A 23002-nucleotide genomic window follows, 5' to 3' on the forward strand; every position below is an offset into this window, starting at 1 on the left:
TAATTGAATGAACAATGCACAATGACCAATGGAGACGACTCGCACTCAATTACTGGACATTCTCCTACACCGGCCCCGTACGTCTGCTGGGGGCAAAGACGTCAGGGCACGGTGTATCTCGATCCAATAGCTGCCCGTCTCTCAGGCGGCGGTTGCGACGCCCTCAGGAGGGAATGCGTCTGCATCTTGGTCCAATTCAGGCCGAGGGGGACGGCCAGGACGTTCGCCTCGTGGTCGATCTCGATTTGGTGGGCCACCTCGATTGGGAGGGCCAGCCCCTTCGCCTCGCGGCCCACCAGGTCGCCGACCCGTTTCCATCATCCGCTGTCGCATCGTCTCGGTAAGATGCATGAATTCCTCGCGGCTGAGTTGATCGTCGCCATTCTCATCGAAGCGGTCGAATAAGACGTTAGGGTCCGGACCAGGGCGACCGTCAGGTCCACCGGGTCCAAGCCTTGGTCCGCGACCATCTCGTGGTGGTCCGTCGAGTTGATTCTGGAGTGGACGATCCACTTCATCTCTTACTCGGGGGCGATCCGAATCGCCTCGGTCGCGAGGAGGACCTCCACCTTCAGGACGTCGTCGTGGTCGGTCGGCACCCTCGGGAGGACCGGGTCGCGGGCCGCGATCTGCTCTCGGCCCACCAGGACCTCCCGGACCACCTCGACGATTGCGCATCTCCTCAGTGAGCTTCATAAACTCTTCGCGACTGAGCTGGCCATCGCCATCTTCATCAAAACGATCGAACAATTCGTTGGGATCCGGCGGCCCTTGGGGTCCACCGCCTTGCCCGCGTCGCCCTTGAGGCCCACCGCGACCTGGACGGCCTTGGCCATCTTGTCCTCCACGACGCTGACGCATCGTTTCCCTCGCTTCTTGTCGTTCTTCGTCGTTGAGTTTCCCATCGCCATCGGCGTCAAATTCCTCAATCATTTTCTGACGCATCTCTGGATTTCTCTGCCGCGATTGATCAGCATCGCCCCCTTCGGGTTGCGCCGTGACAATACCGGTCAGCATGAGCGGAAGTGAAACCGCTAGAAAAAATATGGTAGCTCGCATGATTCTGTCTCCTTCTTTGATGAGAGGTGTCTGATAGCCTCAAGTGCCGACCGGGATAGTCGTCCAATAGGCCCTACTTAGTTCAACTCCGCACAGGGACAAAAGTTTCGCGTTGGGCTATGATTTCCCGGTTTTTACTCTGCTATCGGTGGAAGTGTGGAATGGCTTAGAATGTGTGGTCAACTAGAGAGCCTCCCGAGATTTCGCTCATGGAATATTCCTTGTACATCGCTTGTATTCTGTCACTGGGCATGGCCGTGCAATGGCTCGCTTGGCGATTTCAAATCCCTGCGATTGTGTTGCTCCTAGTCTCCGGCTTTGTTTTGGGTCAGATTACCGACTTGCAATCTGGACCCCATCAAGAACTGTTTTTCGCCTGCGTCTCCCTGGCTGTCGGAATCATTCTGTTTGAGGGAGGGCTGAGTCTTGATTTCCACGAAATCAAAGGGGTCCGCGGAGTTATATTCCGCCTGGTCAGCCTCGGTCTGCTGTCAACGTGGCTATTAACTGCGTGGTTGGCACATCGGGTTGCCGGTTTTTCCATGGAGATGTCGCTTCTCTTAGGGGCGTTGCTCACAGTAAGTGGTCCTACGGTCATTATGCCCCTCCTGAGACAGGTACAGCCCGAGAAGCGGATCGGGTCTCTAATTAAATGGGAAGGGATCGTCAACGACCCAATCGGGGCCGTCCTCGCTGCGATTGTCTTTGAATTAATCCTGGGCCGTACAACGGGCAGCATTGCTAGCGATTCGCTGATCAGCTTGGGCCTCACCCTACTGACAGCGTTGGTGCTGAGTATCTCAAGTGCGCTGCTGATCGTGCAAATGCTGCGACGTTATTGGGTCCCCGATTATTTGCAGAATCCACTCGTTCTGGCATTGGTAGTCCTGGTCTTTGCGCTGTCGAATCAACTGCATCATGAATCAGGACTAGTCACGATCACTCTTTTGGGAGTAATTCTCGCCAATCAACGGAGCGTGCCGATCAGGCATATCGTTGAGTTCAAAGAAAATCTGCGCACCTTGCTGATCTCGACGCTATTCATTGTGCTTGCTGCCAGAATCAAGGTGGATATGCATTCCTTGGAGATGCTGGGTTGGCGAAGTGTGGTTTTCGTTGCCCTCTTGATACTTGTCGTTCGCCCTGTGGCGGTATTTATCTCGACGGTGGGTAGCAACCTTTCGAGGTCTGAGCGGTTACTGCTGGCCTGGGTTCATCCGCGCGGAATCGTTGCCGCTGCGGTGAGTTCTTTGTTCGCCTTGGAAATTGTGCGCGTGCTGGGACCTGATAACCCACTCGCCCAAGAAGCCAATCGTTTCGTCCTGACAGTGTTTCTCGTGATTGTGGTGACGGTAACCGTATATGGCATGCCCCTTTCGTGGATTGCGCGTCGCCTGGGACTCTCCCGCCAGAATCCTCAGGGGATTCTGTTCGCTGGTGCCTCGCCAGCAGTTCGAGAAATTGCCTCGGCAATCATGAAGGAAGACTTTACGGTGCTGGTCGTGGACACGAATCCGAGGAACAACTCGACCGCACGCATGGCAGGACTCCCCGTAGTTTTTGCCAGCATAGGCAGCGAACTTGTCCGCGAAAAAACCGATCTTGGCGGCATCGGGCGACTGCTGGCGATGACCCCCAACGACGAGGTGAACACTCTGGCCGCGACGGCCTACGTAGAAAGGTTTGGCAGATCGGAAGTTTATCAGCTTGCCACTGGAGAGTCCTCCAATGGAATTAACGAACGCCAGGCAAGCTATCGCAAAGGCCGAATTCTTTTTGCCAAACCAACCACTTTCGATGAATTGCAGAAGCGATACGCCGAAGGTCAACGTGTCAAGTCAACCCTCTTAAGCGAAGACTTTACTTTCGATGACTTCCGTGACCGTTATGGCGATTCGGCATTGGTTCTTTTTCGCATCGACATGGCAGGCAAACTAATCGTTGCTACGAATGAAACTGAATTGACTCCTCAACCGGGGCAAAAACTCATTGCTCTGGTAGATGCCGCGGAGGAGGAAAAAGCACCTAGTTCAAAGACTAACGCGGCACCAATTCCCAACAAGCAGTGAATGGCTTGGCAGCAGCGAAAAGTTCTGCCGAATTCTTGTACTCGCGGAAGGGTACCATTTGGGCAGCAGCTTCCAGTGTGATGGAAGGCAGCATGAATGGCCACGGATCAAACACGATCTGCTGGCTGGCATCGCTCGCAGGACATATCTCTCGCACCAGAACCCAATCTTCGGAAGTTCGAAAGGATTTTGGGATGGCCTGCACTATCTCACCTACTACTGGGTAGAGCATACAGGGCCACAGGCTCAGAATATCGAACAACTGAAGCCACTTTAGTGCTTCGCCAGCTAGCCGCATGGTATGGGCATGCTCGTTGGCCGAGTGCCAGTTTGTGAACCACTGCGTCCGCTGTTGGGAAGTGTCCTGTAACCATTGTTTAGCCTGAGGATCAGCCAGATGATGCTCTGACGTAGCCAGGATCGCACTGAAATGGCTCGCCACAACCCATGGAGCCAGATCGCCGAATTCGCTGGCTGCCAATGCCGAGTTGGTCCAAATCTTGAATGCATCCTGCGCTGGAACTTCATCGAACGACAGCGGACGGTGCAAGTCCTTGTCCAGTGGAGGACAACTCTCCCATTCGCGCCAGCCATCGTCGTGGTGGATGATTGCCTGCAGCAATTCTTGCTGAACCGCAGTAAGTGCATCTCTATCCGCACTAGGCACCGATTCACCAAACTGGTCCAGACACAACTCCGCCAAATAGCCGCTGAGCCTGGCATGCTCTACCTGCGAAATTAGGAGCCAATACGGAACACTGTCGGCAAAAACCACTTCGCGGCAAATCATGGAACACTCCGCGCTCCAGGGGTCTGCACCATTGGTTCTTAACCTGTATGTCGGTCCAACCAGTCTGATTGTTGGAAAGTACTACACCGCGGCGTAGAAGCTGGAAAACTTGTCGATCGAGACTGGCTTGATCTTGCCGGCCTGACCCGCCTGGCCAAAGCTGACCATTCGCGCGATGCAGACTTGCTTCATCGCCTCGCGGGCAGGTTTCAGATAGTCGCGCGGATCAAATTTCTCGGGCGATTCGATGAATACTTTGCGGATAGCACCGGTGATGGCCAGACGATTGTCTGTGTCGACGTTGATCTTGCGTACTCCGTGCTTGATACCACGCTGAATCTCTTCGACCGGTACGCCCCAGGTTTGCTTGAGCTGGCCGCCGTACTTGTTGATGATATCCTGCAACTCTTGAGGCACGCTGCTAGAACCATGCATCACCAGATGGCAGTTTGGCAGGCGGCGATGAATCTCCTCGATGCGATCCATGGCCAAGACGGAACCCGTCGGCTTGCTCGTGAACTTGTAAGCTCCATGACTGGTGCCGATAGCGACTGCCAGCGCATCGACCCCGGTCTCGGCGACAAATCGCTCGGCCTCATCGGGGTCGGTCAGCAACTGGTCGTGTGAGAGAGTACCGGTCGCTCCGTGGCCATCTTCTTGTTCCCCCTCGCCAGACTCTAGCGAACCCAGACAACCGAGTTCTCCTTCGACGGATACCCCCTGGTCGTGGGCCGACTCGACCACCTCCTTGGTGACCTTCACGTTGTATTCGTAACTGGCTGGAGTCTTGCCATCTGCTTCGAGCGAACCATCCATCATCACGCTGGTAAAGCCATTCTCGATGGCACTCTTGCAGGTCTCAGGGCTATTACCGTGGTCTTGATGCATGACGATGGGAATCTTGGGATATAACTCAGCGGCGGCGAGCATTAAGTGGCGGAGATAGTTGTCCTGCGAGTAGGATCTTGCCCCTCGGCTAGCCTGTACGATGACCGGGGAATCGGTCTCTTGAGCGGCTTCCATGATGGATTGAATCTGCTCCATATTGTTCACATTGAACGCGGCCAAACCGTAGTCATTTTCGGCGGCGTGATCCAACAACAATCGCATGGGTACCAATGGCATGACGGGAACTCCTCTAACTTTTAAGAGCCACTCTGGTGGCACAAATTGGGTTGATTACTTTCCGCCGTATTGTAGCAAGTCAGTAGCGGTTGGCGGAGGGGGCAGAAGTCACGTATTCAAGTCTCTCCAAGACAGGCGTTCTCAGCGACTTCTTAGGAAAGTCCGCCTCGAAGAGGAGGGCTTTCGTGGAAAAACCGCAAGTCAGATCGCCTACAACGCAGCGTCAGCCAGGATTTCGCTCTGGGGGACCTGGAGCAGGCGAATCAGCACCAGTTTCTGTGCCACTGCTCCTGACTGCCGCGAGTCGTGGAAGGCACTTCCCAGGCTGCTGGAGGACTCTGAAATACCGCTGATAACCAGGAATTCTCCCGAAGACAGATCCAAGCTGAGCTTCAACTGATCGAAGACCTTGCGCTCTCGCGAGGTCGTCATCATCAGCACGCCATTGTCGCTCCCAGTGTAGCGATTCTTGAGGTCTCCGAATTGCAATTCCGGCGTGATTTCAATGGCAACTTTCTGGCCAGGTACCGACTCAGCTTGCAGACTATACACCCCCTGCACCTGCTCATAGGTACGCCCCTGCAGGCCATTCTCTGAATTCAGCAAGACATGGGCTTGCTCCTGGAGTTCTGAGGCCTGAATCGTAGCATGTTCACGACGCTTCAGTTGCACCACCCGCCTCACGATTTTGGGGGCCGCATTCTCACCGGTAATGACACGCTCGATCTCTTCCTCTGGCATTTCACTCTGCAGATTCAACGAACGGGCAACTGCATCCGGCAGGGCCCCACTAATCACACCAGCTCGAAAGCCGTTGCTGATAAGCTGATTACGAACCTCAAGGTCCAAACGCTGCTCATCACTCGCTTGCCAAACTTCATCGAGCAATTGCTTATTATCACCTGGGATCCGCACTTGAAAAATCTCCAGGGTCACTTGATCGGAATTGGTCTTGATCGCGCGGAGAATGCTCTGTGGATCAGAAACGGTAGCCGTGCTCAACACGACCCCACAGCCAGCAATGGACATGGATAGCAACACGATCACACTTCTTGTGATGTGAAGAATCCAGAGTCGCCTAAATTGCTGGACAGGCATAACGAGACCGTCCCTGTGGAAGCAGGTGCGATGATTAAGAGCGTGAAAAGGGTAAAAGAGCCGAAAACTGTAGGAATCACAGCTCTCGGCGTCAATGGAAACTGGCTTGCTAGCAGCGCACCAGATGCGGCGCAGGCCAGCGTCTACCGAAGACGCGGCCATATTCTGCTATCAACTCCTTGAAATCGAGTGAGAGAAACTCGTAAAGATGTCCCGGCGGATTACGACCGAGCCAAGACTGCGCCAGGCGAGCCATGTGGGCGTCGTAGTCGCGCTGGGAGGGGCCGTGGGCGTAGTAGCGGCCGGCGTGGCGGCGGAGATCGCCATCGAAAGCGGGGCTGATATGCCAGAGTTCGTGGAATACGGTTGAGAGTTTTTCTTCGAGCGACGTATTCTGAAAGCGTGGCAAATAGAAACTCAAGAGATAGAGGTATTCGTTCCCCTGGTCATCCAGCAGAGGAGGGACTTCCCAGTATATGCCGCGGAGCTTTTTGCGGCGGGCACCAGACTCAAACCGCAGCGGAGTCAACGACGCGTACATCCCATGGGACACATCCTGCCGTGTCTGGCTAACGCTCAAGGCGATTCGCTGCATGTCGATGTGTTGCAATTCGAGCGAGCGCTCGACGATGTCCTGGCAGAGAAGGGCCATCGCGGCAGTAAAGTCGAAGCCTTGGCGGGTGCTTTCCATTGCAGTTCGCAAAGGTGATACAAAAACAGCAGCGAATCTCTCGCTGCTGTATAATTGAATCGAACGTTAGGGAAACGGCTACTCAGCTTCGGCAGTCTTAGTATGCTCTTCGTCTGCAACATCCGCTTCGGCAGTGGCCGATTCAGTGACTACTTCATTTTCATTTACTGGGGTCGCGTCGTCGGCAGAATCCTCAAAAGAGGGTCGCTCGCTACGCTGCACGACTCGGTCGCGAACTCCCACGAATTCCAAGATCGCCTGGATACCTGCATCGCCCAATCGGGGCTGAGGCAGACGAACGATCCGGGTATAGCCACCGGGTCGATCAACGAACCGGGGGGCGATTTCATCAAATAGAATACTCACCGCCTGCTTATCACCCAAGAGCTGTATGCAGCGGCGCCGGGCGGCGACTGAGGGGGCTACAGCGTTGGCCCATGCTGTCCAACGTTCACTATTCCGCCAAGACTTCCACTCTTCGCTTCCGCGATCAGCCGAGGTGCTATGTTCGGCAGCAGCTTCCTGAGCTGCAAGCGACCGACGTGCAATGGTAACGCACTTCTCGACTAGCGGGCGCACTTCCTTTGCTTTTGCGATCGTCGTGACAATGCGACCTTTGACCTTGGGCTTGTTGTCATCAAATTCAGCGTCGCGCTCGGTAAGCATCAGCGCACTCGCCAGATTTCGCAACAAGGCTCTTTGATGGTTCGGATTGCGGCCGAGCTTACGGCCTTTATTTCTATGTCTCATGACGATTTCTTAAAAAGTTAGGGTCGCCGGTTGAATTAAATGCTACCCGTGGGAGTTGGATTTGGAGTTGGAACTGGAGCTGGAATGTTGCGTGCTGGTGACGCGGGGACTCGCATCCCCAGATGGAGTCCTAGGTCGCGCAGCTTTTGGCGTACTTCAGCTAATGTGGTTTCGCCAAAATTGCGAACTTCCAGCAACTGATCTTCGCTCTTTGACACCAAGTCCCGTACGAACAAAATATGCTCGGCTTCGAGGCAGTTGCTCGCACGCACAGAAAGATTTAACTCCGCGATGCTCATATTGAACATCGCCTCTAGGGCCGAATCGAGGCCCATGCCAGGACTCCCGCCACGCGAAGGGGCGTGTACCTGGGGACCCAATTCTGTGTACTGAACAAACGGCGTAAGGTGTTTACGTAAAATCTTAGCAGCCTCGATCATCGCCATCTCTGGATTCACGCTGCCGTCTGTTTGAATCTCCAAAACCAGCTTATCGTAGTTCGTTTTTTGACCTACGCGGGTTTCTTCGATGGAATAACGCACGCGAGTGACGGGGCTATAGATCGCATCGATCGGAATAATGCCGATCTCTTGGATGTTGGCACCATGCTCCGTCGAAGAGACGTAACCGCGTCCGTTTTCCACGACCATTTCCACGATGAAGGGGACGTCGTCGGTGAGGGTCGCAATCACGAGGTCTTTATTGATCACTTCGACCGCTTCATCAGTTTCGATGTCGGCAGCAGTGACTACGCCAGCCGTGTTGCGCTCGACGCGAAGCACTTTAGTCGAATCGCTGTGATTCTTGACAACCAGGCTCTTGATGTTGAGCACGATGTCGGTGACATCTTCCAACACGCCCGGAATCGTCGTGAACTCGTGCTGTGCATTATGCACCTTGATTTGAGTGACGGCGCTTCCTTCCAAACTGGAAAGCAGCACACGACGAAGACCGTTACCGACGGTCGAACCAAAACCGCGCTCAAAAGGCTCGGCGATGAACTTGCCATAAGTGGCCGAGAGGGATTCGACTTCACAAACCACCTTGCTAGGCAATTCCAAACCACGCCAGCGAATATGCATAAGATACCTCCACCCGAAAATGTAGCGGATGATGAAACTTGAGAACTCTTAATTGGGGAGAACGCGAGTTAACGCGAACACAATTCAACAATCAGTTGCGTCTGAATCGGCAGTGAAGCATCCTCAGCAACCGGCAGGCGACTTACGATTCCTTCGGGGATGTCCCCGGCGGAAACAGAAAGAAAATCAGGGACGTCGTGGGAATGTTCCGCCATGACGCCACGCACCAAATCCAAACTCTTGGCACGATTCTTGACACGGATCACGTCCCCGATATTCACCAACTTGCTGGGAATGTCGCAGCGACGACCATTGACTGTCACATGACCATGATTCACCAACTGGCGGGCAGCACTTCGACTCGCACCGAAGCCCATTCGGTACACGATGTTATCCAACCGGCGCTCCAGGAAGGCCAACAGGGAATCTCCCGTGTTGCCTTTGGAGCTCACTGCCTTTTGGAAATAACCGCGGAACTGTCGTTCAAGCACTCCGTAGTAATGCTTCACCTTCTGCTTCTCACGCAGGTGAATTCCGTAGTCAGTAAGCTTGCCTCGCCGATTCTGCTGTTGTCCAGGAGGATTACTACGACGCTCGATCCCACATTTCGGAGTATCGCACCGGAATCCCTTGAGGAACAACTTCATGCCATCTCGACGGCACAAGCGGCAAACTGGACCTGTGTATCTTGCCATGGATTAAATCTTTAACTGCTATTGTTTTCTGTTTGATTCTTATTGTTGCGATTACACGCGACGCTTCTTCCGGGGACGACATCCATTGTGAGGCAGCGGCGTGACATCCTCGATCGACTTTACCTTGAGTCCAGCTGCCTCTAAGGCTGTGATGGCACTCTCGCGACCACTTCCAGGACCCTTCACCTTCACCTCCACGTCCTTGACTCCAAATTTCTTGGCTTTTTCTGCAGCCTGTTGGGCAGCACTTTGACCAGCAAACGGTGTACTCTTACGACTTCCCTTAAAACCGCTCGTGCCGGCACTGGCCCAACAGAGAGTGTCCCCTTTGGTGTCAGTGATAGTCACTGTTGTGTTATTAAAGGTAGCTTTGATATGGGCAAACGCGACGGTCACATTGCGCCGCACCGTTTTCTTCTTTACCTTGCTTGTCTTGACTTGCTTGGCCACTGGTAGGCAAACTCCAAAAGATAGGTTTTGATCGGAAAAATTTTTGAGCCTGCAGACTCATCAACAAGGCCACAGGCAAAGTGGATACTCCGCCTAGCGAAGATCCTTAACGCCCTTCTTACCGGCGACCGTCTTCTTAGGACCTTTACGAGTACGAGCATTGGTCTTGGTGCGCTGACCACGAACCGGCAGGCCGCGGCGATGCCGCAGGCCACGGTAACTGGCTATGTCTCGTAGCCGGGAAATATTCTGACTCACCTGGCGACGCAACTGACCTTCGACAACGTAATCTTTGTCCAAAAGGGCCGCTAAGCGGGCCACCTCGTCTTCGCCCAGCTCACGTGCCCGCACAAGAGGATCGATCCCCGCCTTGATACACAACTCACGGGCAATCTTTGGACCAACTCCGTAGAGATAAGTCAAAGAGATCACGGTTGGACGATCCGTCGGAATATCGACACCTAACAAACGGGGCATCTGGCACTCACTTCAAACGCTAGGGACTATGGAATCTGATCAAAAAATTAAAATGCATTGAACCAACAAGCAGTCGACTATCCTTGCCGTTGCTTGTGGCGAGGATTCGAGCAAACTACGTACACCACTCCTCGGCGGCGAACCACCTTGCACTTATCGCACATACATTTGACGCTGGCTCGAACTTTCATCACTCATCTCTTACTGAAAGGGCAGGGTCCCCGCTGCGGACATTGGGCACCGGCGAAACATGTGAATATAGACCTTTTACGGCTCACCCTTCAAGGCCTCCACAGGATTGAGGGAGAGTTTTTTCCCAGTAAATGGGCTCTCGAAGGGGAAATCAGACCCCCAGCTCTCCTAGACGGCAATTTCCTTCAATTCTGCTGGACTGGGGGCAACCGTCAGCAGAATAGGCCCGTCCCTCGTGATCGCCACGGTATGCTCAAAATGTGCGCTAAATTTTCCATCCGTAGTCACCTGGGTCCATTGATCTTTGAGCGTTTTCACTTTCTTAGTACCGATATTGACCATCGGCTCCACCGCTATCACCAATCCCGGCTCGATTCGGAAATCCGCACTTCCACGCAGGGTGCGGCTTGAGTAGTTCGGCACTTGGGGATCTTCGTGCATATCGCGTCCAATCCCGTGACCCACAAAACATTCGACTGTAGAAAAACCATGATCGGCAACATATTGGGCCATTTGCTCAGCAATCTGGCTCCAATAGCTTTTCTCGCTCATCAGCTCGATTGACAGATTGAGTACTCCTTCCGTAACGTCGAGGAGTTCTTGAACTTGAGGGCTGACTCGGCCGACAGGATAAGTTACCGCCGCATCACCACACCACCCATTGAGCCGACAGCCTGTATCAATGCTGACGATATCCCCTTCTTGCAGGGGGCGATCGCTGGGAATGCCATGCACCACAGCCTCATTGACCGACATACAAGTTACCGCAGGAAAGGGGCGCTTGTTCTTAACCGAGTTGGGGTAATCCTTGAACAGCGGAGTAGCACCAAGACTGGAAAAGTGTTCCTCCACTTTATGATCGATCTCGGCAGTGGTCGCCCCGGGCTCGATCATTTCGCCGGCTATTTGATGCGCCTTCCAGACGGCCAAGCCCGCCTGACGCATTAAGCCGATCTCTCGTGGAGATTTGAGGTGAATCATTGAAGAATATCGCTCAATGCTGGCTGGAAACAAAAGTTCCTTACGAAAATTGTTGTACGTAGCTATTGCTGTTTTGGCTTTACACTTTTGATGGCGGCAAGCATGCGTTCAAATACTTCATCGGGACTCCCCAGGCCATCAATTCTATGCAGTTTACTGCGACCTTGGTAGTAATCCAACAAGGGGCGAGTCAGGTCATCGTACGCCCTCAAGCGTTTCTTAACGACATCTTGAGAGTCGTCTGCTCGGCCTCGTCCTGCCAACCTGCGTTGCAATTCTTCGAACGGAACGTAAAGCTCTAGCACAATTTCCAGAGGACTTTGTCGCTCTGCAAGCCATTGGTCAAGTGCCTCAGCTTGTGGCACCGTACGAGGGAAGCCATCGATAATGCACCCCTCGGCACAATCTGGGTCGCCCAGCCTTTGAAAAAGAATCTGCTCAACGAGATGGTCTGGAACAAGCCGCCCTTGCTTCATGAATTTGGCCGACTCGATTCCTAATTCGGAACCGTTCGCGGTGGCATCGCGAAGCATGGCGCCAGTCGAAAGGGGGGGCACACTCAAATGTTTTGCTAGCCGCAAGGACTGAGTCCCCTTGCCAGCACCAGGTGGCCCAATGAAAACGATCCGCATGTAAACTTAGGTCCCACTACCTCACGCGATTCTCGCGGGCAGTTCTACATCGGCCTAGCTGCCAGCTTCCTATGACTTTTCTAGCAGACCCGAGTAATTACGCATTACCAAATGACTATCGATCTTTTGCACCAGATCGAACGCTACACTCACCGCAATCAAAAGGCCCGTTCCTCCGTAGAAACTCGCCAATCGATAGGGAACCCCCATGGAAGTGGAGATAACCGTCGGAATAATAGCTACTAGGGCTAAGAATCCCGCACCTACATAGGTAATACGGAACATTACCTTTTCTAAATAGTCTGCGGTCCGCTTTCCAGGCCGATAGCCCGGAATAAAGGAACCGTAATTTTTCAAATTCTCGGACACATCTTTCGGATTGAACGTAATTGCGGTCCAGAAGTAGCAGAAGAAGTAAATCAACGCCACATAAAAGAGCACATACGTTAATGAATCCCGGGAGAAGGCATCGCTGGCCCAACCAAAGAAGTTATCCCAGAAACCGTCAACTTTCCAAGGAATATTATTCAACTGAGTGAAAACAAGCGCCGGCAACATCAACAGACTACTAGCAAAGATGATTGGCATCACGCCCGACTGATTCACTTTGAGGGGGAGATATTGCCGCGTCCCACCATAGACTCGACGACCCCGCACATGCTTGGCACTTTGCATAGGAATCCGACGTTGACCCAGCGTGATATAGACCACACCTGCCACGACAGCCACAAACATGGCCGCGAGCATGATAAGTTGCTCGATCCCGAGCTTTCCACCGGATCCGCCTCCCAATTCAAATGAGGCCTGTTTGATTAATTCATAACCTGCACCAGGCATGGCTGCCAAAATACCTGCCATGATCAATAGGCTGATACCGTTGCCGATGCCAAATTCATCGATTTGCTCACCAATCCACATCAAAAATACGGTTCCGGCGGTCATCGTAAGCACCGCTACGACTTTCCAGCTAAACATAAGCGAGCCGGTATCGGGATTGAGAAAAGCAGTATCAACCAACTGCATGGGCACAATATAGGCGTTCACATACACCCAGCTCTGGATAACACAGATCAAGACGGTCGCGTAGCGCGTGTATTCGTTGATTTTCTTCCTGCCGGCCTCCCCTTCCTTCTGCAAGGCTTCCAACGGCGGGTAAACACTCCCCAAAAGCTGAAAGATAATCGATGCGGAAATGTAAGGCATAATACCCAGACCAAAGATTGTCACCTGGGTTAGCTGGCTAGCACTAAAGACGGCTACCTGTTGTAGCACATCGGTCATGCCACCAGATTGCCCACTCGTGGCAGAGGCCTGAACTTTGACGGGATCGACGATCGGCAACGGGATCTGAAATCCCAATCGATAGATGGCTAGGAGGCCCAACGTGAGCAAAATCTTCCGGCGCAACTCGGGGATCTGCCAGATAACGCGAAATTTTTCCCACATAGCTCCATCCTAATCGGAATTGCAAATTGAAAATTGCAAATTGAAAACTCTCAATCTGCACAAACTTAGGACTTTTTCGCTTGTCTCTTCTCACGTTGCTTCACGGCGACTGGAGTCTTCCCCGGCAGGACGACCATCTCGCAACCAGCCTTTTCGATTTTTTCGATGGCCGACTTGCTAAATTGGTGGGCGTTGATTTTAAGCTTTTTCGTTAACTCGCCATTACCAAGTACCTTCAAGAGATCGAAGCGTCCCTTGGCCAGATTTTTGGCTTCCAGTGCTTCGAGCGTGACTTCCTCGCCGGCGGCAAAGGCCTTATCAATCTGTCCGACATTGACAACAGCCACCTCAAGAGCAAATTGATTGTGGAAACCTCGCTTGGGAACGCGGCGCACCAACGGGGTCATGCCTCCCACCCAAATCGAGAGTTTCGAAACGCCGGAACGAGAGCCCTGGCCTTTGTGGCCACGACCTGCTGTCTTGCCGTGCCCGCTACCTGGACCACGGCCCAAGCGTTTGCGCTTCTTATTTTTCTGTATGCCGCGATGGACATCATTGAGAATCATGACAGGGTCACTCCGCGTAAGCGTTCTACATCGATCTGGGGACGCAATTGTTCCAGGGCACCCAAGGTCGCCTTAACCAAGGTAACAGGATTGGTAGAGCCAAAGCTCTTTGTAAGGATGTCGTGGATACCAGCGGCTTCGCATACAGCACGCACCGCCGAGCCTGCAATCACACCGGTTCCAGCCGATGCGGGGACCAAGATCACCCTGGCAGCACCGAAATGCCCTTTCACCACGTGGGGAATCGTGGAATCTTTACGGGCGACGGTTACCATACTCCGCATCCCTTCCTTCACTGCTTTTTCCACACTGGGCGGAACTTCGTTGGCCTTTCCGTAGCCCCAGCCGACCTTTCCTTTGCCGTCGCCTACGACCACCATAGCGGCAAAACTGAAGCGACGACCACCCTTGACCACAGCGGAACACCGCTTGATCTTGACGACCTTTTCCATCAGCTCGCCTGCGCGCGGGCCTTCTTGGTCTTTTTTGTTCTGTCTGCCTCTACCAGGACCAGCCACGTTGTTTACTCCAACACTTGGTAAATAGTGATTAGGTGAAAGGTATCGGATGCTTACGCATCCGGCTTGCTTAATATCTTAAAATTGTAGTCCGGCTGCCCGGGCTGCATTCGCCAAGGCCGCCACACGACCGTGATATTTGCAGGTACCTCGGTCGAAGCAGACCTCAGACACTCCCTTGGAAGTTGCTCGTTCGGCTATCATTTTGCCAACAGCCTCAGCTGCCGCACAGTTGCCGCCGTATTTCACTTGCTTGGCAAGGGCCTTATCAGCTGTCGAGGCACTGGCCAAGGTAACACCGGCGATATCGTCAATCACCTGAACGGTGATATGGCGTAGTGTTCGAACGACACACAAGCGCGGCCTGTCCGCAGTGCCACGTACGCGCTTACGAACGCGATATCGCCGACGCTGACGCTGTTTGCCGAGTGCTTTGTTATGGTCCATGGTCTTTCTCTTTTTTTACCTTGCAGCTCAGTCTCTACGAGACTTGGCCACTAATCTATTTCGCTGTCTTGCCTGCCTTGCGACGGACTTGCTCTCCCTCGTAGCGGATCCCCTTGCCCTTGTATGGCTCAGGCTTTCGGACGGCACGAACTTCGGCCGCAAATTGTCCGACTTTTTGCTTGTCGATGCCACGGATTACAACGTGGGTTTGATCAGGGCAAGTGACTTCTACGCCCGCAGGGATGGGCTTCTGGATTTCGTTGGCAAAACCTACTCGCAACTGCAGGACATTGTTTTGGATGGCTCCAAGATAGCCGACGCCATGGATTTCCAACTTCTTTTCGTAGCCAGTCGATACACCCACGACCATGTTCTGAATCAACGCACGAGTCAAACCATGTAGAGCGCGGCCCTCACGATTGTCCTCTTTGCGGCTGACGACGGCCTCTTTGCCATCCTCCAAAACTTCCACGCTCACTTCGGGACGGTGCGACCACACGAGCTTGCCGAGTTTTCCCTCGACAGTAATCTCGCGCTGCGACACTCCCACCTTAACCCCAGATGGAATGGCAATTGGTTTTTTTCCGATACGTGACATCTTAAAGCTCTTAGCTGTTAGTCGTTAGCTGTAAGCAAAGCCTCTGTCTGGCTAATTGCTAACCGCTCTACTACCATAATTCACACAAAACTTCGCCGCCTAGATTCTTCTGACGCGCCTCGCGGTCGCTAACCACTCCCCGACTCGTGCTAATGATCGAAATCCCTAACCCATTCAAGATGGGTCGCAGGTCTGTGGCCCGACTGTATACTCGCCGACCTGGCTTACTGACCCGCTTGATATGGCGGATGACACGCTCACCGTTCGGGCCATACTTCAGGTCGATACACAACTGAGTACCCGGGATATCGGTAGCATTCTCCTCGCGCCAATCCCAGATGTAACCTTCACGCTTGAGCACTTCGGCAACGCCGCGTTTTACCTTGGAATGAGGCATTTCGACGATAGGCCGTTCAATGCAAACTGCATTGCGAATGCGTGTGAGCATGTCGGCAATAGGGTCGGTCATCATAGTTTTCTGGTCCCCCTACAGGGTTTTACATCTCACTAATTAAAGCTTCTTACCAACTCGCCTTTTTGACGCCAGGGATCAACCCTCTATCCGCCAACTGCCGAAAGCAAATTCGACAAATACCAAACTTGCGATAAACGGCGCGAGGTCTGCCACAGAGCTTACAACGCGATTCAGCACGCGATGAATACTTGGGCTTTCTCTCGGCCTTCGCTATTTTTGATTTACTGGCCACGTGACTTACTGTCCTTTCAAAACTACTTGCGATTCTCTTAGAGGGAGAATCGCCTCGCTTAAGTTATTTATTTTTTTCTTCTTCCGTGCGGAACGGCATGCCAAAACCGCTGAGCAACTCTCGCGACTCGTTGTCCGAATTCGTCGAGCAACACAAGGCAATGTTCATCCCCTGGGGTCGGGAATACTTATCTGGATTCAACTCGGGAAACACCAGTTGCTCATTGAGCCCCAGGCTGTAATTCCCTTGCTTATCAAACGCCTTGGGGTTGAGCCCACGAAAGTCACGAACGCGAGGCAACACGATCGAGATCAAGCGATCGAGAAACTCGTACATACGCCGGCCACGCAAGGTCACTTTGCAACCGATTGGCGAACCTTCGCGGAGTCGGAATGCCGCAACGGATTTCCGGGCCCGACAGACCATTGGCTTTTGACCACTGATCTCGGTCAAGGCCGACAAGGCGTCTTCCATGTGCTTCTTGTCGGAAATAGCACTCCCTACACCCATGCTGACCACGATCTTTTGGAGCTTGGGCAGCGAATGTTGATTCGTACGACCCAACTTGTCAGCCAAGCTGGGGAGAATCTCTTTCACGTATTGTTCTTGTAAGCGAGCTGTCATGGAACGGTTGATGTTAGTTTCTTAATTACTTGTTTGTATAAGTGGCCGCCAACTGGTCGCAGGCGAACCCCTTTACTTTTTAGCATGACCCACATGAGCTGGAGAAATCTCCCCAGCGCTGGCACCACATTTTTTGCAGAAACGTTCCTTCGCCCCCTCCGCACTGAAACGGGCACCCAGACGAGTACGCGATCCGCAGGATGAGCAAATGTACAACAAGTTGGACAACTGCAACGGCATTTCCTTGCTTAGCCGGCCACCCTGAGGATGCTTCTGACTTCTCCGCACATGCTTGTACACACGATTGACGTTTTCCACCAAAGCCTTGCCAGTGGTGCGATCGACCTGGATAACACGACTCTTCGTGCCCCGATCGGCTCCGGCGATTACTTCGACATGGTCTCCACTACGAATCAACATGCTTAAATAACCTCGTTGGCAAGACTGACGATCTTCATGAACTTACGTTCGCGGAGTTCACGGGCTACCGCACCAAAAATACGCGTCCCGCGGGGGTTGTTGTCTTTGTCGATCAACACCACCGCATTTGAATCGAACTTTACATAACTACCGTCGGTGCGGCGAGTAGGGTACTTTGCTCTAACGATAACGCCTCGAACCACTGATTTTTTCTTGACATCACTGCCGGGGATGACGCTTTTAACACTGCAAACGATCACGTCTCCCACGTTGGCGAAGCGCCGGCGGCTTCCTCCTAACACCTTGACGCACATCACTTCCTTGGCACCGGTGTTATCGGCAACGGCAAGGCGGGTTTGCATCTGGATCATGACTTAAGCCTCAAACGACTCGGATATTTTAATATTGGATTAATGACAGGGCTTCGGGCCTGAAATCAGGTTCCTTCAGCAGCGGCTTGCTCAGCTTTGGCAGCGGCACGCATCGCAACAATGTCAACTTGCTGGTTCTTGGCAACGACTCGCACCAGGTCCCAGCGCTTTAGCTTCGACTTGGGAGGACATTCGATAATCTCGACTGTATCCCCCAGATTTGATTCGTTATTCTCATCATGCACATGGCAAACGGTCCGACGATGAATGAACTTGCCGAACATAGGATGCTTGACCAAACGGCCGATCTCTACACGGCGGCTCTTGTTCATCTTGTCGCTTGTGACGACGCCAATTAATTGTTTCTTAGGCATTGGTTAGCTCTCAGCTATCGGCTTTCAGCTTATGCGGTTTGTGCAACGGCCGAAGCCGCCTTTTCAGTTTGAATGGTTCTAATGCGAGCAATCAGCCGACGCTGTTTCCGCAATTCGCTGGGGGCATCTAAACGATCCGTCTGAGCCTGCACGCGAAAGCGAAACAAGTTTTCAACGGCTTCATTAAGCGTCAGCTCCAACTGCTCGTCGCTCATGTCGCGTAATTCTTTGGCTTTTGTCATTGTTAGCTATTTGCGGTTAGCTGTTAGTTTTTAGCTGATCTATTTTCAACTGCTTACGAACAGTTAAGGTCTAAGTTCTCTTTACCATTCGAACTTTAATGGGCATCTTGTGCGCCAAGCGTGCCAGGCAGATCCGAGCGGCCTGTTCGGTCACGCCGGATACCTCATACAGGACAGTCCCTGGCCGGACGACTGCCGCCCAAAACTCAGGTTCACCCTTGCCTTTTCCCATTCTCGTTTCCAAAGGAATGGACGTAATCGACTTGTGAGGAAAGATCCGGATATAGAGCTTTCCTTCACCACGCACATATTGTTGCGCGGCGATACGTCCTGCCTCGATCGTTTGGGCACTAATCCACCCCCCCTCCATGGCTTGCAAACCGAATTCGCCAAAGACGACTCGATTTCCACGGGTGGCGTTACCTCTTATACGACCTCTTTGGCTTTTTCTGTGCTTGACCCTCTTGGGCATCAGCGCCATCGATCTCGTCCTCGTACATACCTTGGTTAATCCAAACTTGAACGCCAATATGGCCCTGTGCTGTCTTGGCTTCAACAAAACCGTAGTCGATCTTTGCCCGCAAGGTACTTAGCGGTATCGACCCAGCTATCTGCTTTTCACGGCGAGCCATTTCGGCTCCACCTAAGCGGCCTGCCAACTGCACCTTAATGCCCTTGGCACCTGCTTCCATTGTTTGCTCAAGCGACCGCTTCATCGTGCGACGAAAACTTGATCGCTTGCTAAGTTGTTCAGCGATATCCTCGGCCACCAGTTGGGCCTGCAACTCAGGACGCGATACTTCTTCGATCTTGATGTTGATTCGCCGACCCACCAGGGCCTGTAATTCATCCTGCAGTTGTTCGACTTCCTGGCCCTTACGACCGATGATGACACCCGGACGGGCGGCAAATAAAATCACCTTCACCTCGTCACGGGTCCGCTCAATTTCCACCTTAGGAATGCCGGCGAACTTGTATTTTTGGTGTACGAATTTCCGGATCTTATGATCCTCGATCAGAAGGTCCGAAAACTCTTTCTTTGAGGCATACCAGCGGCTCTTCCAGCCCAGCATAATGCCTGTGCGAAAACCAATTGGATTGACTTTTTGACCCATGTGTTCGTGTCTCGGGTTAAGAACTGGTCGCTAAAGCGACCCGTCCGTCGGGGATTATTCGATCGATACGTGAATGTGTGCGAAACGTTTCTTAATAATGTGTGCCATACCACGGGCGCGGGGACGAACCCGCTTGAACATAGGGCCTCCATCCACGCGAGCGTCAACCACTCGCAAGCCACCCAAGTTAGGCGCCCGCAAGTCTTCGGCATTGCCGAGCGCGCTCTTAAGCACCTTCTCGAGCATCCGAGCCCCTCGCTGGGGCTGATAACGCAGGATGGACAAGGCATCGTCCACTTTCTTACCACGAATCAACTGAGCCAAGGGGCGAACCTTGGATGCGCTGATGCGGGCGTGTCGGTGTATTGCAGTGTATGCCATTTTTGAGCTCTTAGCTTTTGGTATTTAGCCTTTAGCAAGAAAGCTTTCTGCCTTCCAACTACCTAACTAACGCAATTCCCTATCTCTTGCCGCCCTTACCACCATGGCCACGGAAGTTTCGCGTCGGCGAAAACTCACCCAACTTATGGCCAACCATGTCTTCTGTCACAAACACCTTGAGGTGCTGCTTGCCGTTGTGAACCATAAAAGTGTGTCCCACGAATTCAGGAATGATCGTACACGCCCTCGCCCACGTAGTGATTGGCTCCTTGCGTCCCGAATCATTTTGCTTGTCAACCTTCGAGTACAGCTTGGGATCAACAAACGGACCCTTCTTCAGTGAACGTCCCATAGTTAGCCTTTAGCAATTAGCTATTAGTAGTTAGTAAGTATTTGCCTAGCCTTCTCAGGCCAATCACTAACGACCAATGACCAATGACTCCTCCCTAGTTTTTCGGTAACTTCAATTGACCATAGCGGCGACTCTTACGTCGACGGATGATCGCCTTATTGGATGCCTTACGACGATTGCGAGTCGCTCCACCCTTGGCGCTCTGGCCCGTAGGACTTACTGGGTGGCGACCACCCTTAGTACGTCCTTCGCCACCACCGTGTGGATGGTCGATAGGGTTCATCGCCGTACCACGAACGTGCGGACGACGCCCCATCCATCGCTTGCGACCTGCCTTACCCAGGACAATGCTGCTGTGGTCGCCATTGCTCGTCGTGCCGACGGTGGCCCGACAAGCCGACGGAATACGACGTATCTCACCACTGGGCAGTGAAATCTGAGCCCAATCTGACTCGCGAGCCATCAGCGTGGCGTGGGTACCGGCACTGCGACAAAGCACACCACCGCGACCCTCACGCAACTCAACATTATGAACCTCGGTCCCCAAAGGCATCTTGGCCAGCGGCAGACAATTCCCCACCTTGGCCGGCGCCTCGGCACCACTCTGCACTTTGTCGCCCTGCTTCAAACCATCCGGGGCAATAATGTAGCGCTTCTCACCATCCGCATAGTGCAGTAAGGCGATGCGCGCTGAGCGATTGGGGTCATACTGAATCGAATCCACCTTGGCCGGCACACCGTCTTTGTTACGACGGAAGTCGATCAACCGATAGCGTTGCTTATGACCACCACCACGATGCCGGACAGTAATCTTCCCTTGAAAATTACGACCACCCTTTTTGGGCTTCGGGCGCAGTAAGCTCTTCTCCGGCTTGGCGCCAGGAGTGAGCTCAGCAAAGTCACTTACGCTCGCTCCGCGACGGCCTGGTGTAGTCGGTTTGTATTTTCGGATACCCATGATTTAGTTACGAGTTTCGAGCTTTGAGTTGCGAGATTAATAACTCGCGACTCACAACTCGCAACTCGTGCCTTCTCTTAAAACAATTCAATTCGATGCTCGTCGTCGAGCGTCACGATGGCTTTCTTCCAGTCCTTCGTATGACCGAGCTGCATCTTCGTGCGACGCGGCTTTCCCTTACGATTTTGCGTGTGCACCTTCAACACCCGCACTTCAAACAACTCTTCCACGGCCCGCTTCACATCCTGCTTGGTTGCCAAACGATTGATTTCAAAGGCGTAAGCATTGTTGCGGGTGGATCGATGCATTCCCTTTTCCGTCACCAACGGCTTTAAAATCACCTGGTGAGGCTGGAGGATAATGCTCGTGGCTTGAGGGATATGTCTGGGCATGATCTTGTCTTATATGACTATCTATTCTTGCTTGGCAGCGCCATTGGCACCGGAATTTGTCTTCAACTGATCGAGCGCCTCGGTCGTAATCACCAACCTGTGAGCGGACAACACACTTAAGGCATTCAACTCAGCAGCTGGCGAAACAGCCACCCTCTGGATATTGCGAGCACTCTTGTAAACATTGGGAGAATAACCGGCCGTGGCAATCAAAAGCGATTCTCCCTGGCAACCCAGGTGACCGAGAACACTGACCATTTCGCGAGTCTTCGGCTCAGAAAACTCCAGCTTGTCGATTAATGTGATTTGATCGTCGCGAATTTTTGAGGCTATCGCCATTCGCGTTGCCAAACGCAGCGCCTTGCGAGGAAGCGAATAGGAGTAATCACGATTATTGATGGCGTGAATATGACCACCACCCGTGCGAGTACCGCTCCGCCTTGAGCCGGCACGGGCGTTACCTGTTCCCTTTTGCCGATACAGCTTCTTCGACGAACCAGCAACCATACTGCGGGTCTTGGTCATGTGGGAACCCTGCCGCTGATTGGCCTGGTACATGACGACCGCATCGTGCAGCAACTGCTTATTGATGCGCGGAGCGAAATCGGTCGGCTCGATGGTATAGGTGCCGACCTTCTTTCCCTTAGCATCGTGAACAGTGAGTTTTGGCATGGCTTTGTTTATCCAACAAGAACTGGTCGCTGAAGCAACCAGTCCGATTTACATCTTGTTACTTTTCTTGACTACTACGTAGCCGCCGTTGGGGCCAGGGACAGCACCCCTCACCAGCAGCAGATTGTTCTCCGCATCGATTCGCACAATTTTTTGATTGCGGACCGTGCAACGTGCCGCACCATACTGACCCGGCATCTTTACGCCCTTCATGAGCCGACTAGGCGAGGCACTGCAACCGGTACCCCCCAGATGGCGATGACACTTCTTTACACCGTGAGTCGCCCGCTGGCCGGAGAAGTTGTGTCGCTTCATCGCTCCTGAAAAACCGCGGCCCTTGCTGGTGCCGACGACATCCACGGTCGCCACTCCCTCAAAAGCATCGACCTTCACCAGACTACCGACATCCAAATCGCCAGCAGGACCTCGAATCTCGCGAACGTATCGCTTGGGCTCGCAATTGGCCTTGGCCAATAGCTCCACACCAGCCGCTGACCTCTTCTTGCTGCGCTTGCTGTCGAGCTTGGCCACCTGACCGCGCTGAGCGCGGGAAGCCAAGCGACGGGGTTTATCAAGATAACCCAACTGAACGGCTTCGTAGCCATCGCGATCGGAAGTACGGACCTGCAGAACATCACAGGGACCAGCCTGCAAGACAGTCACGGGTACCGATTGGCCCGATTCATCGAAAATCTGCGTCATACCGATCTTTCGACCCAATATGCCGA

General features: G+C 53.1%; 34 protein-coding genes. 1 reads left to right on the forward strand and 33 read right to left on the reverse strand.

The features are described 5' to 3' along the window. Positions 1-141 precede the first annotated feature (141 nt). Positions 142-1059, reverse strand: coding sequence for an EF-hand domain-containing protein (locus Pla144_RS01465; RefSeq protein ID WP_146447546.1), 918 nt, complete (start codon positions 1057-1059; stop codon positions 142-144). A gap of 209 nt (positions 1060-1268) precedes the next feature. Between Pla144_RS01465 and Pla144_RS01470 the strand changes: the two genes are divergently transcribed. Beyond that, positions 1269-3128, forward strand: coding sequence for a cation:proton antiporter (locus Pla144_RS01470; RefSeq protein ID WP_146447547.1), 1860 nt, complete (start codon positions 1269-1271; stop codon positions 3126-3128). On the opposite strand, the gene Pla144_RS01475 is transcribed toward Pla144_RS01470, so the two are convergent. The 32 genes from Pla144_RS01475 to rplC all read right to left on the reverse strand — a co-directional run bounded on the left by Pla144_RS01475 (position 3097) and on the right by rplC (position 22976). Next, the gene (locus Pla144_RS01475) at positions 3097-3918 is read right to left on the reverse strand and encodes a DUF3891 family protein (protein ID WP_146447548.1); all 822 of its coding nucleotides are present in this window, start codon (positions 3916-3918) and stop codon (positions 3097-3099) included. The genes Pla144_RS01470 and Pla144_RS01475 overlap by 32 nt on opposite strands. A gap of 81 nt (positions 3919-3999) precedes the next feature. Continuing rightward, the gene (gene fba, locus Pla144_RS01480; RefSeq protein ID WP_146447549.1) at positions 4000-5043 is read right to left on the reverse strand and encodes a class II fructose-bisphosphate aldolase; all 1044 of its coding nucleotides are present in this window, start codon (positions 5041-5043) and stop codon (positions 4000-4002) included. A gap of 210 nt (positions 5044-5253) precedes the next feature. Next, positions 5254-6141, reverse strand: coding sequence for a hypothetical protein (locus Pla144_RS01485; protein ID WP_146447550.1), 888 nt, complete (start codon positions 6139-6141; stop codon positions 5254-5256). A 109-nt stretch (positions 6142-6250) separates the two neighbouring features. Beyond that, entirely contained in the window at positions 6251-6832 is a 582-nt protein-coding gene (locus Pla144_RS01490; RefSeq protein ID WP_146447551.1) for a hypothetical protein, read from the reverse strand. Between the two features lie 78 nt (positions 6833-6910). Next, positions 6911-7582: a bL17 family ribosomal protein gene (locus tag Pla144_RS01495; RefSeq protein WP_146447552.1), complete on the reverse strand. Its 672-nt coding sequence runs from the start codon at positions 7580-7582 to the stop codon at positions 6911-6913. 35 nt (positions 7583-7617) lie between these two features. Then, positions 7618-8664: a DNA-directed RNA polymerase subunit alpha gene (locus Pla144_RS01500; RefSeq protein ID WP_146447553.1), complete on the reverse strand. Its 1047-nt coding sequence runs from the start codon at positions 8662-8664 to the stop codon at positions 7618-7620. A gap of 68 nt (positions 8665-8732) precedes the next feature. After that, positions 8733-9359: a 30S ribosomal protein S4 gene (gene rpsD, locus Pla144_RS01505; RefSeq protein ID WP_146447554.1), complete on the reverse strand. Its 627-nt coding sequence runs from the start codon at positions 9357-9359 to the stop codon at positions 8733-8735. Between the two features lie 51 nt (positions 9360-9410). Continuing rightward, the gene (gene rpsK / locus Pla144_RS01510) at positions 9411-9809 is read right to left on the reverse strand and encodes a 30S ribosomal protein S11 (protein ID WP_146447555.1); all 399 of its coding nucleotides are present in this window, start codon (positions 9807-9809) and stop codon (positions 9411-9413) included. A gap of 93 nt (positions 9810-9902) precedes the next feature. Next, positions 9903-10286 (reverse strand): 30S ribosomal protein S13, encoded by a 384-nt coding sequence (rpsM, locus tag Pla144_RS01515; RefSeq protein ID WP_146447556.1) that lies wholly within the window; start codon positions 10284-10286, stop codon positions 9903-9905. A gap of 77 nt (positions 10287-10363) precedes the next feature. Next, entirely contained in the window at positions 10364-10477 is a 114-nt protein-coding gene (gene rpmJ, locus Pla144_RS01520) for a 50S ribosomal protein L36 (protein WP_146447557.1), read from the reverse strand. A 169-nt stretch (positions 10478-10646) separates the two neighbouring features. Then, positions 10647-11459, reverse strand: coding sequence for a type I methionyl aminopeptidase (gene map / locus Pla144_RS01525; protein WP_146447558.1), 813 nt, complete (start codon positions 11457-11459; stop codon positions 10647-10649). 62 nt (positions 11460-11521) lie between these two features. Next, positions 11522-12091: an adenylate kinase gene (locus tag Pla144_RS01530; RefSeq protein WP_146447559.1), complete on the reverse strand. Its 570-nt coding sequence runs from the start codon at positions 12089-12091 to the stop codon at positions 11522-11524. A gap of 69 nt (positions 12092-12160) precedes the next feature. Further along, complete coding sequence (gene secY / locus Pla144_RS01535) at positions 12161-13537, reverse strand: preprotein translocase subunit SecY (RefSeq protein WP_146447560.1); 1377 nt, start codon at positions 13535-13537, stop codon at positions 12161-12163. Between the two features lie 65 nt (positions 13538-13602). Next, a complete protein-coding gene (gene rplO / locus Pla144_RS01540; RefSeq protein ID WP_146447561.1) occupies positions 13603-14103 on the reverse strand; it encodes a 50S ribosomal protein L15 in 501 nt (166 codons plus the stop codon). Further along, on the reverse strand, positions 14100-14621 hold the full coding sequence (gene rpsE / locus Pla144_RS01545; RefSeq protein WP_391580950.1) for a 30S ribosomal protein S5: 522 nt from the start codon (positions 14619-14621) through the stop codon (positions 14100-14102). Before rpsE ends, rplO begins: the two co-directional genes overlap by 4 nt. Before the next feature lie 78 nt (positions 14622-14699). Then, positions 14700-15068, reverse strand: a complete 369-nt coding sequence (gene rplR, locus Pla144_RS01550) for a 50S ribosomal protein L18 (protein ID WP_146447562.1) — start codon at positions 15066-15068, stop codon at positions 14700-14702. A gap of 55 nt (positions 15069-15123) precedes the next feature. After that, positions 15124-15666: a 50S ribosomal protein L6 gene (gene rplF, locus Pla144_RS01555; RefSeq protein ID WP_146447563.1), complete on the reverse strand. Its 543-nt coding sequence runs from the start codon at positions 15664-15666 to the stop codon at positions 15124-15126. 70 nt (positions 15667-15736) lie between these two features. After that, entirely contained in the window at positions 15737-16138 is a 402-nt protein-coding gene (gene rpsH / locus Pla144_RS01560) for a 30S ribosomal protein S8 (RefSeq protein ID WP_146447564.1), read from the reverse strand. A gap of 49 nt (positions 16139-16187) precedes the next feature. Next, the gene (locus Pla144_RS01565; RefSeq protein ID WP_146447565.1) at positions 16188-16373 is read right to left on the reverse strand and encodes a type Z 30S ribosomal protein S14; all 186 of its coding nucleotides are present in this window, start codon (positions 16371-16373) and stop codon (positions 16188-16190) included. Between the two features lie 63 nt (positions 16374-16436). After that, positions 16437-16997, reverse strand: coding sequence for a 50S ribosomal protein L5 (rplE, locus tag Pla144_RS01570; protein WP_146447566.1), 561 nt, complete (start codon positions 16995-16997; stop codon positions 16437-16439). A 72-nt stretch (positions 16998-17069) separates the two neighbouring features. Continuing rightward, positions 17070-17417 carry a 50S ribosomal protein L24 gene (gene rplX, locus Pla144_RS01575; RefSeq protein ID WP_146447567.1) on the reverse strand — a complete coding sequence of 116 codons (348 nt, stop codon included), beginning with the start codon at positions 17415-17417 and terminating at the stop codon, positions 17070-17072. Positions 17418-17419: 2 nt separating this feature from the next. Continuing rightward, positions 17420-17788, reverse strand: a complete 369-nt coding sequence (gene rplN / locus Pla144_RS01580; RefSeq protein WP_146447568.1) for a 50S ribosomal protein L14 — start codon at positions 17786-17788, stop codon at positions 17420-17422. Between the two features lie 65 nt (positions 17789-17853). Then, positions 17854-18162, reverse strand: coding sequence for a 30S ribosomal protein S17 (gene rpsQ / locus Pla144_RS01585; RefSeq protein WP_146447569.1), 309 nt, complete (start codon positions 18160-18162; stop codon positions 17854-17856). Between the two features lie 29 nt (positions 18163-18191). Continuing rightward, positions 18192-18404, reverse strand: a complete 213-nt coding sequence (rpmC, locus tag Pla144_RS01590) for a 50S ribosomal protein L29 (RefSeq protein WP_146447570.1) — start codon at positions 18402-18404, stop codon at positions 18192-18194. A gap of 70 nt (positions 18405-18474) precedes the next feature. Then, positions 18475-18885 (reverse strand): 50S ribosomal protein L16, encoded by a 411-nt coding sequence (rplP, locus tag Pla144_RS01595; protein WP_146447571.1) that lies wholly within the window; start codon positions 18883-18885, stop codon positions 18475-18477. Beyond that, positions 18824-19519, reverse strand: a complete 696-nt coding sequence (gene rpsC, locus Pla144_RS01600; protein WP_146447572.1) for a 30S ribosomal protein S3 — start codon at positions 19517-19519, stop codon at positions 18824-18826. Before rpsC ends, rplP begins: the two co-directional genes overlap by 62 nt. A gap of 54 nt (positions 19520-19573) precedes the next feature. Next, positions 19574-19900, reverse strand: a complete 327-nt coding sequence (gene rplV / locus Pla144_RS01605) for a 50S ribosomal protein L22 (protein WP_146447573.1) — start codon at positions 19898-19900, stop codon at positions 19574-19576. A gap of 79 nt (positions 19901-19979) precedes the next feature. Beyond that, on the reverse strand, positions 19980-20252 hold the full coding sequence (gene rpsS / locus Pla144_RS01610) for a 30S ribosomal protein S19 (protein ID WP_146447574.1): 273 nt from the start codon (positions 20250-20252) through the stop codon (positions 19980-19982). A 94-nt stretch (positions 20253-20346) separates the two neighbouring features. After that, positions 20347-21210, reverse strand: a complete 864-nt coding sequence (rplB, locus tag Pla144_RS01615) for a 50S ribosomal protein L2 (protein WP_146447575.1) — start codon at positions 21208-21210, stop codon at positions 20347-20349. 77 nt (positions 21211-21287) lie between these two features. Continuing rightward, entirely contained in the window at positions 21288-21602 is a 315-nt protein-coding gene (rplW, locus tag Pla144_RS01620) for a 50S ribosomal protein L23 (RefSeq protein WP_146447576.1), read from the reverse strand. 21 nt (positions 21603-21623) lie between these two features. Next, the gene (gene rplD, locus Pla144_RS01625) at positions 21624-22274 is read right to left on the reverse strand and encodes a 50S ribosomal protein L4 (RefSeq protein WP_146447577.1); all 651 of its coding nucleotides are present in this window, start codon (positions 22272-22274) and stop codon (positions 21624-21626) included. Positions 22275-22322: 48 nt separating this feature from the next. Continuing rightward, positions 22323-22976, reverse strand: coding sequence for a 50S ribosomal protein L3 (gene rplC / locus Pla144_RS01630; protein ID WP_231936203.1), 654 nt, complete (start codon positions 22974-22976; stop codon positions 22323-22325). Positions 22977-23002: the final 26 nt, after the last annotated feature.

The organism is Bythopirellula polymerisocia, from assembly GCF_007860015.1.
GTDB lineage: Bacteria > Planctomycetota > Planctomycetia > Pirellulales > Lacipirellulaceae > Bythopirellula > Bythopirellula polymerisocia.